Genomic DNA, 15,059 nt, shown 5'->3' on the forward strand with positions numbered 1-15,059 from the left:
GTGCATCAAAGATGCGCAGCGCATGAGCTGCATCTTCCAATCAAAAGATCCACATCAGAAACAGGAAAATGATTTATGCGCTTACCCACCTTTATATCCGCACTACTCGTAACCAGCGCATTAAGCTGCTTGAATTTGTACGCCCAGGTGAGGACGACCACGCATAGCTCCTACGTCATGAAACTTGAACGCTGGGGCAATACGACTTATCAAAGCCTGGAACTCGACGAGCAAGACGGTAAGATCAGCGGCAGCATAGATCGAGATCCCTTGGTTGGCGTTCGTACAGCTGACGGCTATATTTTTACCGCAACGGCAGCAGATAAAACGACTTACACCTACCGCGCAAAAATCACCCCAGAAGGTTTGAGTGGCGAGGCTGATTTCCCCGATAGTAATCACCCACAAGTACGGGTTCAACATACCTTTAGCGCCAACAAAATTCCTGCTCGACCTAATGGCAATCCGCGCACTTACCAATATGATCCAAGCTCGTATTCAAACACCTTCTCACCTGATCGCTCACCAGTCTTGACTATTTGGTCAGGCGATACGGTTCAAACGAAGACTGTCGATTCTGGTGGCGTCGATGAACACGGTATGACCGTGGCTTTGTACGGTAATCCTCAAACCGGCCCTTTCTATATTGCAGATGCGGATGTTGGTGATGTGCTGGCAATTCATATTAAACGTCTGCGTCTTAATCGCGACTATGCCGATAGTTTGGATATGATCGTCCACAAAGCCCAGACCACACGCCTAGCATCCCGCAGCACAGAATTGGGGCAAGCGGTGCGCTGGAAACTCGATTTGAAAAATGGTTTAGCCAGTCCAGAAAATGCCAGTGAAAAGCTAAAGAATTTCAAAGTTCCTGTTAAGCCTATGCTAGGTGGATTAGCCCTCGCGCCAGGTAATGGCATGCCCGCTATTTCTACAGGCGACACTGGCAACTTCGGCGGCAATATGGATTTTAATGAAGTGGTCGAAGGTAATACCGTCTATCTAGCGGTCAATCAACCGGGTGCTTTGCTGTATCTTGGCGATGCCCACGCTTTGCAAGGCGATGGTGAAACCTCGCAATATGCTTTAGAAACCTCGATGGCTGTGGAGTTTAGCGTCGAAGTGATTAAGCACAAACAAATTGCCATGCCACGCGTAGTTTCGCCAACCCACATCATGACGCTGGGGCAAGCAGGCTCCTTAGATGAGGCACTCAAACTAGCGACTAGTGGTATGACTCAATGGCTGGCAGAAGACTATGGTTTGAATCTATCTGAAAGTGCGCAAATCTTGGGAACATCGGTCGAATATCGGGTAGTCAACCTAGCTGGACGCAGCGTCGGCCTCGCAGCAAAACTTGATAGACAATTACTTAAAAATCTTCCCGCCAAAGTACCATAAATCTGATCGTAGACTTGGCTATGCACATTCGTAATAAAAATTGAGCTTGCTATCTCTGTAACCGATAGCAAGTTTCATATTTCCATAACAAGAAGGCATAAGAAAATTTCAGTTTTAAATATCTGACCACATTTCTTCATCACATAAGAATTCGAACTAAATTCTCACTTACGGTATCCTATGGGCTGTTTTGATTTTCCGTCTATTTTTCAACGATTTTCTAAATTAGCTACCGCTCATAATGCTGAAATCCATCTCTCAGAATATCCCTTCAAATTCGCGCCGCACACTACTTGCTAGCCTCGCCGCAATCGCATTTGCCAGTTCGTTCTCATGCGCATTTGCCGCCAATGAACAAGGCCCCAAAATCGCTAAGGCCCCAAAGCTGGTGTTGGTGTTAGTCGTTGATGGTCTCCCAAATGAACAAGTGCAACGCTACCGTCATCAATTCGGCGAAGGTGGTTTTAAGCGTTTGTTAGAACAAGGTGCATGGTTCGGTAATGCACATCAGGCGCACGGGATTACCGTGACCGCGGTGGGTCATGCCGCAGTGTTGAGTGGTGCCTATCCTTACCAACACGGCATCATCGGTAATAACTGGTTAGATCCGCAAACCCTCACGTCAATTTACTGTACCGAAGATAGCCAACACACTTATCTGAATGAAGATACCAAGGCAAGCGATGGCACGTCCCCAGCAAATTTAAGAGTGAGTACGGTTGGCGATGAATTGCGTTACGCGACTGGCAATCAATCAAAAGTGATTACGGTATCGGGCAAAGACCGCGGTGCGATTTTGTTAGCAGGTAAAACCGGCACGGCTTATATGCTGATGAAAAAATCTGGCAACTTCGCCAGCAGCACTTACTACATGCAAAACTATCCCGAGTGGCAACAACAATTTGTCGCGAAGAAACCGCAAGACCGTTTCTACGGCAAGCAATGGAATACTTTGCTGCCAGAGCAAGCCTATGTGGGCGATGCTTCTGACGATATCGTCGCACCATCAGAAAGCTCCAACAGCAAACGTTTTCCGTATGTCTACGATAGCAAGTCCGGCAAACCCGACGCAGAGTATTATGAAAAATTATTCACTGGCCCGTATGTCGATGAATTAACCTTAGAATTTGCACGCGCCGCGATCGACGGCGAAAAGCTGGGAAATAATTCAGCGGGTGTGACCGATGTCTTAGGTGTGAGTTTATCCAGCCACGATTATGTCAATCATAACTGGGGACCAGAAAGTAAAATGTCGCACGACCATTTGCAACGCTTGGATCGCTTATTAGCGGCATTCTTGAACGATGTCGATAAAAAAGTGGGACTCGATAATACGCTGGTCGTGCTGACCGCTGACCACGGTTTTTCAAATGTTCCAGAGTTTTCACAAAGCATCAAGCGTGACGCCAATCGCCTTGAAGGAAGCAAAATGTTGCAGGCATTGAATCAGCACTTGCAAGAAAAATTTGGCGTAGAAAAATTAGTCCGTAAGTGGTCTGCCCCGAATTTTTTCTTGAATTATGCGGCTGCAGAATCAAAGGGAATTTCACGCACTGATTTAGAAAATGCGGCGGCACGTTTTTTACTTAACTACAAGGGCGTTGCGAATGCCTACACGCGCACTCAATTTGAAACTGGCATGCTACCAAATGACCGCATCAGTCGCTTAATGCAACGTGGCTGGAATAAGCAATTGTCGGGAGATCTGGTGGTGGTAGCAAAGCCATTTTGGTATTTTGGAAGTGCGAACTCCGGCACTTCACATGGTTCGCCTTACACTTACGATACCAACGTGCCTTTGATCTTCATGGGCAAGCCTTGGATTAAAGCCGGTGCTTACAGCCAATACGCAGAAGTGGTAGATATCGCATCGACATTGTCGCATCTGTTAAAAATCAGAATGCCCTCGGGTGCTGAAGGTCGGGTGTTGACTGAGACGCTTAGATAAGCTTAGGTAGGCTTAGATAAACTTAAGTAAGCTGCTTAATCACTTACAAAAAAGCCGCGAAACCTGCTGAGGTTTTGCGGCTTTTTTAATTCCTGCAATCTACAGAAATAATTTATGCCTGGCGATAGTTATCCAACATTCGATAATTACGCGCATACATGGCAAATAGGCCTGCGGCGCATAAACAGAATCCAGCGAAGAAGAACATCTGGAATGCCGTGACACTCAACCCCAGCGATTGTATGTATGCAGTCACTGCCTCGCCTTTCACACTAGAGTTTGCCAACAAGACCCATAGGTTACCAACCGTCACAGACAAATACCAAAAACTAGTAATCACGCCCTTCATAGAAATCGGCGCCTGACTATACGCAAATTCCAATCCTGTCGCCGAAACCAGAACTTCGCCAAAAGTCATCAAAGCATAAGGGATGATTTGCCAGACGATGGTAATCGGATCACCGCCATCAATTTCTAACTGCAAACCGCCAACGACTATCCACGCAAGACCCGTCGCCGCGATACCCGTACCCATGCGACGTAAAGCCGTCACTTTAACGCCGCCGCGCGCCAGCAAGGGGTAGAGAACGAAGTTATTAAACGGGATCAGGATCATCACCAATGCCGGATTTAAGGCTTGCATCATGGAAGATTGAAACCATTCTGGCTTAGTCATGTGATCCGCCTGCAAAACCCAAGTCGAGGCTTTTTGATCAAACAATGACCAGAATGGTGTGATCAATGCGAACAGCACTAACAAACGCAAGACATTACGCACGCCATCAATCGCTGCATCGGGATGAATGCCGCGCACGCGTTCTAATTGTATCCAAGCGCCAGCGCCGCCAAAACCCATGACTAGCACTAAAGCGGAACACAAGGCAGCGACAACACCTATTTGTGGAATGAAAAACAAACCGGTAATCGCTAAGGCAAAACCCGATAAAGTCAGCCACAAACCCGGACGGCTCTCAGTGCGGGTTGCACCTCGCGACAAAATCGCACTACGGATTACCACCAAGAACGCATGGGGATCGTTGCTAACGGGTTCTACTCGCACATATTTTTTACGTCCTAACCAAAATACGAAAGTCGCGATAAACATCAAAATACCAGGGATACCGAACGCCACGCTGGCACCAAAATGTTTCAAAAATATCGGCATCAACAAAGACGCAAAGAAAGAACCGAAGTTGATAATCCAGTAAAACGCATCGAATACTTTTTGCGCTAAAGAGCGATTCGTCTGATCGAATTGATCGCCGATAAAGGAAGCAACCAAGGGTTTAATCCCACCGGAACCCAATGCAATCAAAAACAAGCCGGTATAAAAGCCTGTCATGCTATGTTCAAACATCGCAAGGCAAGCATGGCCTGCACAATAGACTAAGCTCAGCCACAAGATCGTATTGTATTTACCGAACACCCGGTCAGCCAACCAACCACCGAGTAAAGGGAAAAAGTACACGCCAATCACGAAGGTATGAAACACATTCTTGGCTTCACCTTTGCGCAACTCTTCGGGTATAGCTAACAACAAACTGGTCATCAAAAACACCGTCAAAATATTGCGCATGCCATAGAAACTAAAACGCTCACAGCCTTCATTCGCAATGATGAAGGGAATTTGCTTAGGCATTTTGGGAGCGGATGTTCCCAAATCGGTAGTCGTAGGGTTGCTGAGATTCACATTATCCTCACTAGCTTTTCTATTTGTTCAAAGACACAAGACAACGGCCTCTTGCGAGGCCGTTGTCGATAGTCTACTAATTTACTGCTGGTTCACTACTTACTTCTTTTTGACTTTAGCTCATGAACTTTTTTGTGCCTTTGGCTGTGGTTTACCCATGATCCAAAACAACACAAATTTCAGACCGCGATAAATTAAGCGCACAAAAATCAAGGTCAAGATCGCTTCAATGAAGGTCAATATAAAGGCGACAAAAGCATTCCAGCGCACGACACGACGACCAAATTTTGCAAACATGCGGTCACGAGCGATTTCTATGCTGTCATAGAAAGTCGGCACAACCAACAAAGTCAACAACGTAGAAGTAATCGTGCCACCAATAATCGCAATCGCCAATGGACGATAGAATTCACCACCCTCACCCATCCCAATTGCCACCGGCAACATACCGGCGATCAGCGCAAAGGTCGTCATCAAAATAGGACGCAAACGCATACGACCAGCGTACATCAAAGCCTCTTCACGACCAACGCCTTCTGCTTCACGCTTGCGCGCGCAATCGAGTAAGAGAATCGCATTCTTCGCAACTAAGCCCATCAACATGATAATGCCGATAAAACTCATCAAGTTCAACGTGCCCTTGGTCAATAACAAAGCCAATACCACACCGATCAAGCTCAAAGGCAAGGACAACATCACTGGAAGCGGTGCGGTGAATGAGCCGAACTGCATGACCAAAATTAAGTACATCAGGCCGATACCCATGAACAAGGCGATCGTCATTTCTGTAAATAATTCATTTTGATTTTTCGCTGAACCATCTAATTGAATCCCGAAGCCTGCCGGGAAATTAATCGCCTTCGCAATCTTCAATGCCTCAGTCGTAACTTCACCAGGCGAACGCCCTTGCACATTGGCTGATACAGAAATCATACGTTTACCGTCGGAATGCTCGATCCTTGCCGGACCTTTACCCATGGTAATCGTTGCGATTTGTTCCAGTGGAACCATCTTATCGGTACCTGTTACGGCAATCGGTAAAGTTTCGATATTGTCGGCACTGACGCGGTCTTCTGGATGCAAGCGCACAGACACGTCGCGCGTCTCACCCGTTGGATCAACCCAATCACCAACTTCGACACCAGCAAACGCGACGCGTAAAGCCTGCGCTGCATCGTTTGCCGAAATACCCAAGGAATTTGCCAAACCGCGATTCAATTCGATCTGCAATTCATCTTTAGGATCTTGCTCAGACAAACCGACATCGACCGCACCAGGAACCTTGCGCAATTTCGCCATAAAGTCGGTCGTAATTTCCATCAATTTACGTGAATCTTCACCAGAGAATTTGATTTGCACTGGCTTACCACCACCGTTATTCAAATCGTCTTGCACCACGTATTCTGCACCGACCAGTGTCGCCACTTTTTCACGCAAACTGACGGCAACTTGAGCGGCAGAGCGCTTACGCTCTGTACTCTTGCCAATATCCACATACACACGACCACCAGTGATGCTCACACTACTATTGGTCGCTACTGTTTCTGGCAGGGTGCGCGCCAACTCAGCCGCTTTTTCGACTTTCAAACGCGAATACTCCAAGCTAGAACTCGATGGCGTGCGGATATTGATCATCAAATTGCCGCTGTCGGAAGCAGGCAAGAAACTCGTGCCACCTAAAGTTGCGTGCAGAACAATCGCCATCACAAAACTCAGTAATGCAATGACTGCCATCCAACGTCTATGGTGTAAGGCCCAGGCAATCACATTGCCATAACCTTCGGCTTTGCGATCGAACCAGTGATTGAAGCGCTCCAAAATCAGACTGATACCTGTCTTTGGTTGCAGATGATGTCCAATTGGATCACCCCAGAATGCCGACAACATAGGATCAAGGGTGAAGGAGATAAACAGACTCACCATCACGGATGCCGTCACAGTCAAAGCAAATGGACGGAACCATTCGCCCGACACGCCAGGCATAAACGCGACTGGAATAAATACCGCCATAATCGAGAAAGTGGTCGCCGCTACCGCCAAACCGATTTCAGCAGTACCGTTCAAGGCCGCCGTACGACGATCTGATCCATTTTCCATGTGGCGCACAATATTTTCCCGCACCACAATCGCGTCATCGATCAAGACACCAATCGCCAGTGACAAGCCAAGCAAAGTCATGAAGTTCAGCGTAAAGCCGCACAACCACACCGCGATAAATGCCGCAATCACCGATGTTGGCAAACTCAAAGCAGTAATCAACGTTGAGCGCCAAGAATTCAAGAAGACGTACACCACAAAAATCGTTAACACCGCACCGAACAAGAGAGATTCAATCACGTTATTCAGATTTTTTTGCGCGTTCTTACCACCATCTTGCGTGATCTCTAATTTCGTTCCTTCTGGTAAGGACTTATTCACTTCATCCACCATACTACGGATACGATTCGCTACCGAGACAGTACTCGCATCGCGTGATTTCATCACCATGATACCGACGTTGGGATTGCCATTACGCACGCTGAATCCACCGATTTCAGCAAAACCATCTTGTATCGTTGCCACTTGCGCCAGACGCACAACTTCATTGCCGCGACGCTTAACCACGATCTGTTCAAACTCTGCTGGCGATTCTAAACGACCAACCAGACGTATACTTTTCTCTTCCATCGTGCCACGCACTTTACCGACCGGTGCAGTCGAGTTTTGCGTACGTAAAGCCGCTACTACTTCAGATACCGAGACATTAAATTCACGCAATTTTTGTGCGCGTAATAAAACACTGAGTTCACGCTTGAGTGAACCGTTCACCGTGACAACCGCAACGCCATCAACACCACGGAAACGATCAGACAAGTCATCTTCGGCTAAGCGAGAAATCTCTGCATGTGTCTTAGTCTTGGAGGACAAAGCCATCTGCATAATCGGTTGATCGTTAGGGTCGCGTCTTTCAATAATCGGTTCGCGCATTTCGGTCGGCAACTTATAGCGCACCGAAGCAATCGCATTGCGCACATCATCCGACGCTTCAATCATATTGCGATCGAAGTTAAAGATCAGTGTGAAATAAGCGCTGCCTTCACTGGCAGAAGAACGTAATTGCGTCACACCAGAAATACTTTGCAGTGACTTCTCGATACGATTAACGATCTCACGTTCCACGCTTTCAGGTGAAGCGCCCGGGTAAGGCACGTAGACGCCGAGCACTGGTTCTTGCACATTCGGGATTTCATTGACGCGTAATTTTTTCAGAGCCAATAAACCCAAACACATCAATGCAATAATAATGACGATCGTAGCGATCGGCCGTTTGATACTAAAGTCAGATAGGAACATATTATTTCCCCGCTACGGTTGCGGTGGCAGCGTTGGAGGCTGAGGCTGCGGAAGCATTCGCCACTGCAGCAGTTGCAGTGGCGACAGTTGCAGGTGCTGGTGCAGCACTTGCTGTCGCTTTATTTACACCAGCAGAAGCAGCCATCTCTACTTTCAAACCATCTTTAAAAGTTGACAGTGGTTGACGCACGACCTTGTCACCATTTTTTAAGCCTGACAGAATCGCATAATCACCACGACGTACGTCACGCTCACCCAAAGCGACTACTTGTTTTTTCAAGAGACCATCTTGAATCGCCCATACATAAGTTTTGTCGCCATCACGCGCAATCGCCGAATTAATAATGGTTAATACTTGCGTAGTAGCCGCTTCGATCCGACCTTCTGCATATAAACCGGAAACGCGTGGCTGCTCTTTACCGATAAAGTCGACCAAAACTTCAACCTGACGTGTGGTCGCATTTGCTGCAGGATCAACGCGACGTACCTTACCGACGAATTGTTGGTCGTAGCCATTGATACGGAAACTTACCGCTTGACCAGCTTTCACTGCCGTTACCATATCGGTGGAAATCAAGCCTTGAAAACGCAAGCTCGATGGATCGATGACCTTCATAATTTCTTTACCGATTTGCGCTGTATCACCATTCGATACTTTACGTTCGCTGACGATGCCATCAAACGGTGCGCGAATTTCAGTGCGTTGCAATTGCTGACGCGCAGCAACGCTACGTGCTTTGGCAGCGACTAATTCGCTTTGTGAATTATTCCGGCGAATTTCAGCGTCTTCTAAAGCTTGCATCGATGTCATGCCGGAAGCGCGAAGAGTTTTTAGACGCTCTAACTGACGTTCAGCCTGATCCAGCGTTTGTTGTGCGGCACGTGCGCCTTGATCAGCCGAAGCCAACTGGTCACGGAAAGACGTGTCATCCAGACGCACCAACAGGTCACCGCGCTTAACTGCTTCACCGTTTTCTTTCAACACCTGCATCACGATCGCCGATACCTCAGCCCGGAGATCGGCTTTACGCTCTGGCTGAATAGAGCCAGTAATGACCGGACCCGATGCCAGAGCACTATTTTGAATCACGACATAATCTTCATTCGTCACTTGCAAAGTGCGTTCCGCATTAGCGCCAGCACTAGCATTTTTATCAGATGACTTGCCATCCTTACCACCCTGACTACATGCCGTTAAGATCAGGCATAAAGCAAGAATGAGTAGACTTGGTCGCAACATAGTAAAACCTCCGAGAATAGAATCGATCTTTGAACCCATTACCATACGTAAAGTTCAATACTTTGTCACTAGAAGCTGACAAAATAATCTTTTCACAGTGAAGTTGTTGATTTATGGCGCGACATTTTTATTTGCCGTCAGCTTATTTACAAAAAGTTAGCAATACCTTCCCATAATCAATTTTCATATTGGCAATTCAAGTTGAAATCCTGCAGCCTTGCCCTTATACTTCAGCGCGCGTGACACAATCACCGATTTTTTACCGGCTACCCGCCTGGTAAAAGCCCGATTTACCAACGTTTCTCTCTCTCATCCATTCAATCATTTTTGCGGTACTGGAACAAGCTGGCACATCTGCCACATTGACCAATTCCGCGCGGAGCCATAAGCATGACCGCCTTTGTATTCAACGAAGTCAATTTCGACAATCACGAACAAGTAGTTTTCGCCTCTGAACCCAAATCTGGCTTACGCGCCATCATCGCGGTTCACAACACTAATTTAGGTCCTGCCATGGGCGGTTGCCGTATGTGGAATTACGCCACAGAAGCAGAAGCAGTGCGCGACGTTTTACGCCTGTCACGCGGCATGACTTACAAAAACGCTGTTGCTGGTCTGCCTATCGGCGGCGGCAAAAGCGTAATCATCGGCAATCCAAAAACCGATAAAACACCGGCTTTGTTTGAAGCCCTGGGTGAAGCCTTAGAACGCCTCGGTGGCCGCTATGTCACCGCAGAAGACGTTGGCACTAGCCCAGCAGATATGGCGAACGTCGCCAGCAAAACTAAATACGTAGCTGGCCTCGGTGATCGTGGCGATCCATCCCCATTCACGGCATTAGGCTGTTTCGTTGGTGCGCAAGCTGCAGTAAAACATCATTTCAAACGCGATAGCTTTGACGGTTTGACAGTGGCATTGCAAGGCCTCGGTCACGTTGGTTACGACTATGCTCGCCGCCTGCATGAAGCTGGCGCCAAATTGGTAGTCGCTGATATCGATCAAAATTCTTTAAAACGCGCACAAGAAGAATTCGGCGCTACTGTGGTCGACGTCAACGCGATCTATGATGTGGACGCAGACATCTACGCACCATGTGCACTCGGTGCGACTTTGAATCCAGACACGATGAATCGTTTGAAAGTGAAAATCGTGGCGGGCGGCGCCAACAATCAATTAGCCACACCAGAAATCGGTGAAGTTTGCCGTCAAAAAGGTATTTTGTACGCACCAGATTTCGTCATCAATGCTGGTGGCATTATCAAGGTTTGCTACGAATACATGAACACCCCAGAAGACGGCATGGATGCACATGTACGTCGTATTGGCGATACGCTGTCTGAAGTGTTTGCCCGTGCTGATGCGGAAGGCGTACCAACTAGTGTGATTGCTGATCGCTTGGCGGAAGAGCGTTTCAAGAAATAATCTAGCACCAATAATTTAGCAGTAAATTGCAATAAAAAATCCCGAAACGTCATCGACATTTCGGGATTTTTTCTATGCGCTAAGTAAAGCATCTGTAAGCAACTAAGAACAACTGAGGTCAAACTAAGGGCTTGTATACACCACCTTCACACTTGAGTTCACAGCGCTCTTTTCTATGATTCCTATGCAGTTTGGGTTGTTCGCAATTAGTTTCAAAATCTCGGCAGAGTCCCCGACTTCGCGTGGCGCACTACCTTTGCCGCTGAAGACTAGACGTGACCAGATTGCTTTTGCCTGCGCTTCATTTTTCCCCAATATTTTTTCGAAAAATTCGGTACGCACCGCGCCAGAACTCAATAGCAAAGGTAGTGCTTGTCCACCACCTGGAAACTCTTTGCTATTGCCTAGATAAATATCGGCGATTTGATCTTTACTTAAACTACCAACACCGCTTTTTGCAGAAACCACAATTACATGCTCTGCTTGCGCCATTTGGGCACTCGCCAGGATCGCGAGACTGATTAATGTCTTAGTGAATAATTTCATGTCAGGCCTCGCTTAAAATACGAAATCAAGATTGAGCGTGAACATCGATACGCGACCATCAAAACCATTTGGTTTACCTAGCATTGAGGTCGGGTATTGCACGTAACTGGATGCGCCAATCTCAGGCGAATCCATCTTGATTCTTTCTAGTTGCGCCTTTAATGCTAAATTCTTGGCGAAATCCCAACGCACACCTACCGTGAAAACATCCCTATCACCTTTACCTACGCCGAGATAAGATGCATTCAGATAATTAAGCTGCGCCTTGAACGCGGCCGGAGCACCTGGACCTGGCAACAATCCGGGATTAGCCTGATCGGTGTTATAGCGACCAGCGCCGACATAGGGTGTGAAGTCGCCATAACGATAGCCTCCCAGCACATCCCAAGCAGAAACCGAGCTGATAACAACAGAGGAAGACTTGCGTTTTGTCCATTCAGTCTGTGCGATCCACGTGCCATCGTCATAAGTAACACCCAAAGTCGAAATGTCGGCAGTGATCGGGCTTAAAGATGCGATGCTGGGTATCACCGTACTACAATTCGCGCAAACCACACTTGGCAGAGCCGTCAAAGACTTAATGGTTGCAGCAACTGTGGGGGCTGTCAAAGAAGCGTTATATTTAGAAAAACCACCGCGCACAGCCCAAGACCCATCCGACCACTTCAGGGACAAGCCTTTGACACGATCCAGATCCACTTCACCTAGTGCGACACTGACATTCGCTTTCCCAAAAAATCCTTCTAGCTGCAACATACCCGATCCGATTTTTCTCTCCCAGCGCGCGGTTGCACCATCTTGGTAAGAGATAGGATTGACTTGATACACTTCTGATTGCGGGCGCACTGTCGTCTGTGCATAAGCCAGATTGCGGTAATCAGACAGTAAATAAATTGGTGCGACAGTACGCCCCAATTTGAAATCGATTTCTGAGGTGATGGGATACGAAACATACGCCCATTCCACTGTCGGCTTATGACTACTATTAATGTCTTTCTTGGAGATGAGTTGTAGTACGGCTTTCAATTTTCCATGTGGGTTCAAGGTCGCTTGAATGGACGCTTGGGTGTCGCCGTCAAATCGCCACTCGTTTTGTGAATAGGTGCTTTGTTTGGTATCAACACGGACACCTGCATTCGCGTTATTGCCCTTATACGCGCCAACCGTTCCGAAGCCGTCTATTTTCAACCAATCACTCAAGTCATCGGCTTGCGCGACTGGCGCCAGTGCGATGCTCGCTAAGATCAGGGGATAAATGTAATGCGCTTTCATATTGCTTTCCTTTATTTTTGTAACCAGATGGAATAAGTCTTGAATCGAAATAATCGAACTAATCAAACTTAATGGGGGGAGACAAAAAACAGCATCAACAAAATTGAAACAGAATTGATAAGGCCAAGAAACCTAGAGAAACAACAAAACAAACGAGAAAAAAAACGAGAAAGAGTGCGAAAACAGGATAGAGGAAACCCAAATTGTACATTTGTGAAACGAAACACTTTGCTATCAGCGATCACATTTTTACAACGGTGTTCAAGTCATACTAGCAACATTCAGAAATTCGTCAAAGATATTTCTCTTTAAAAACTTTTCTGCCATTTTTTTACAACATTTCGTTATTGCCAGATCAATTAATGCCTGCACTAGCCTGTTCTTGTCCTGGACGACTTTGCCTTGATTGATGCTAACAGTTACGAAGTATTGCCGTATGACATCTATCAATGTTTAACCATGTTTGACAATTTTGTGTCACAAACGAGAAAACAAATTCATTTTCATTTCAATACTATTTTTGAGTGAAAAATACTTGACCGGCGCACATTCCCCCAACAAGTCTTCAAGAAAGCTTCATAAAAATCAAAGCATTACATGTAATTGCATGTACACAGTGCATGCTTCAGGTATACCATCAATGCGCATTTAATTACGCGATGTAATCGACTGCGATGGCATGCAGAACTTGCATGTTGAGGTCAGAGCCTTCCTAATTCCACCACAGACAATGCCGCAAAATAGCGCAAAGAGACACATGAACAAATCACCAGCACATACCCATTGGGCCCAATTTATTCCCTTAGTCACGGTGTTCTTTTTCTGGGGCTTTGTCGCTGCCAGTAATGACATTTTGATCCCCGTTTTCAAGCACGCCTTTCAGCTTACGCAGACGCAAAGCCAATTCGTCTCACTCTCGTTTTATGTTGCTTATACAGTCGGATCATTACTGTATTTATTCACCTCTAAATTGATCAACGAAGACGTCACTAAGCGCATAGGTTACAAAAACAGTCTGGTCACAGGCTTGGGAATTTCTGCTTTCGGCACGCTATTGTTTTATCCTGCGGCGAATCTGGCTTCATTCCCCTTAATGCTCTCGGGTTTGTTTATTGTCGGCCTAGGTTTTTCTTTGCTACAGACTACCGCGAATCCACTCGCGATTTCTCTAGGCACGGCTGAAACCGCGTCACAACGTTTGACTCTGGCTGGCGGAGTAAATAATTTTGGTACGACGATAGGGCCAGTGATTGTGGCTTACGCGATTTTCGGCACACCATCCGCGAGCAGCGAGATGAGTATCGAAAGCGTCAAAATCCCCTACTTGGTATTAGGTGCGGCATTCTTAATTGCAGCTGTGTTTTTAAAGCTGTCATCAATTCCGAATCACCCGAATGGGGAAGTAATCAATCTTGATCAAGAATCGACGCAAACTTCTGCTCTGCAGTTCCCACAATTGGTCATGGGTATGATCGCGATTTTTGTCTACGTGGGTGTCGAAGTATCGACAGCCAGCAATCTGCCCGGTTATATGGAAATCACACAGGGCTACAAAACCAAAGACATCGCGCCCTTCATTTCTTTGTATTGGGCTAGTCTGATGATAGGCCGTTGGACTGGTGGTGTAGAAGCTTTTAACCTCGCCGCAGGCAGTGCCAAGATCGCAAAGTTTTTAATGCCCTATGCGGCATTCAGTGTGTTCTTGATCGTGAATGCGATTGCGCAACATGATCTTAGTCATTTCTATGTGTACGGCCTCGTCGTTTTAATATTGATAGTCGCCGACATCGCCAGCCAAGGAAATCCAGCAAAGATGTTGTTGATCTTCTCTCTACTCGGAATCGGCGGTCTGGTGTTGGGCATGTCGAGTAGCGGCATGTTGAGCATCTATGCATTTACCAGCATAGGTTTATTTTGCAGTACGCTCTGGCCATGCATCTTTACATTGGCGATCAGTGGTTTAGGTAAGCATACGGGGCAAGGCAGTAACTACCTGATCATGATGATTATGGGTGGCGGCATCGTCAGTTGGATACAGGGCATGGTCTCAGAAAAAATTGGCATACAAATGAGTTATCTGGTCGGCGTTGTATGCTTTGCTTACTTGGCAATTTACGCCTGGATGGTACCGAACATATTGGCCAAGCAAGGAATTCATTTGGGTAAAAAGGCAGCTGCGGTGCATTGAACTTGAGCAGCACTGGAGT

The 15,059-nt window shown here is 46.8% G+C and carries 9 protein-coding genes; 4 read left to right on the forward strand and 5 right to left on the reverse strand.

Annotated elements, in window-relative coordinates; genetic code table 11:
- Positions 1–75: 75 nt before the first annotated feature.
- Complete coding sequence (locus tag H8K55_RS02515) at positions 76–1,401, forward strand: acetamidase/formamidase family protein (protein ID WP_186940450.1); 1,326 nt, start codon at positions 76–78, stop codon at positions 1,399–1,401.
- Between the two features lie 241 nt (positions 1,402–1,642).
- Positions 1,643–3,349 carry an alkaline phosphatase family protein gene (locus H8K55_RS02520; protein WP_186940451.1) on the forward strand — a complete coding sequence of 569 codons (1,707 nt, stop codon included), beginning with the start codon at positions 1,643–1,645 and terminating at the stop codon, positions 3,347–3,349.
- 112 nt (positions 3,350–3,461) lie between these two features.
- Here H8K55_RS02520 and H8K55_RS02525 read toward each other — a convergent pair whose 3' ends face one another.
- The 3 genes from H8K55_RS02525 to H8K55_RS02535 form a co-directional block, all read right to left on the reverse strand.
- Positions 3,462–4,988, reverse strand: a complete 1,527-nt coding sequence (locus H8K55_RS02525; RefSeq protein WP_186940644.1) for a POT-type proton-dependent oligopeptide transporter — start codon at positions 4,986–4,988, stop codon at positions 3,462–3,464.
- 171 nt (positions 4,989–5,159) lie between these two features.
- A complete protein-coding gene (locus H8K55_RS02530) occupies positions 5,160–8,372 on the reverse strand; it encodes an efflux RND transporter permease subunit (RefSeq protein WP_186940452.1) in 3,213 nt (1,070 codons plus the stop codon).
- Position 8,373: 1 nt separating this feature from the next.
- Positions 8,374–9,612, reverse strand: a complete 1,239-nt coding sequence (locus H8K55_RS02535) for an efflux RND transporter periplasmic adaptor subunit (RefSeq protein ID WP_186940453.1) — start codon at positions 9,610–9,612, stop codon at positions 8,374–8,376.
- A gap of 390 nt (positions 9,613–10,002) precedes the next feature.
- On the opposite strand from H8K55_RS02535, the gene H8K55_RS02540 reads away from it, so the two are divergent.
- Positions 10,003–11,034, forward strand: a complete 1,032-nt coding sequence (locus H8K55_RS02540; protein WP_186940454.1) for a Leu/Phe/Val dehydrogenase — start codon at positions 10,003–10,005, stop codon at positions 11,032–11,034.
- Between the two features lie 123 nt (positions 11,035–11,157).
- Here H8K55_RS02540 and H8K55_RS02550 read toward each other — a convergent pair whose 3' ends face one another.
- Complete coding sequence (locus tag H8K55_RS02550) at positions 11,158–11,580, reverse strand: type 2 periplasmic-binding domain-containing protein (protein WP_186940455.1); 423 nt, start codon at positions 11,578–11,580, stop codon at positions 11,158–11,160.
- A gap of 12 nt (positions 11,581–11,592) precedes the next feature.
- Complete coding sequence (locus tag H8K55_RS02555; RefSeq protein WP_186940456.1) at positions 11,593–12,852, reverse strand: porin; 1,260 nt, start codon at positions 12,850–12,852, stop codon at positions 11,593–11,595.
- Between the two features lie 757 nt (positions 12,853–13,609).
- Here H8K55_RS02555 and H8K55_RS02560 point away from each other — a divergent pair.
- Positions 13,610–15,040 (forward strand): MFS transporter, encoded by a 1,431-nt coding sequence (locus tag H8K55_RS02560; RefSeq protein ID WP_186940457.1) that lies wholly within the window; start codon positions 13,610–13,612, stop codon positions 15,038–15,040.
- The last annotated feature ends 19 nt before the right edge of the window (positions 15,041–15,059 follow it).

The sequence above is a fragment of the Affinundibacterium flavidum genome (assembly GCF_014284175.1).
Taxonomy (GTDB): Bacteria; Pseudomonadota; Gammaproteobacteria; order Burkholderiales; family Burkholderiaceae_D; genus Undibacterium; species Undibacterium flavidum.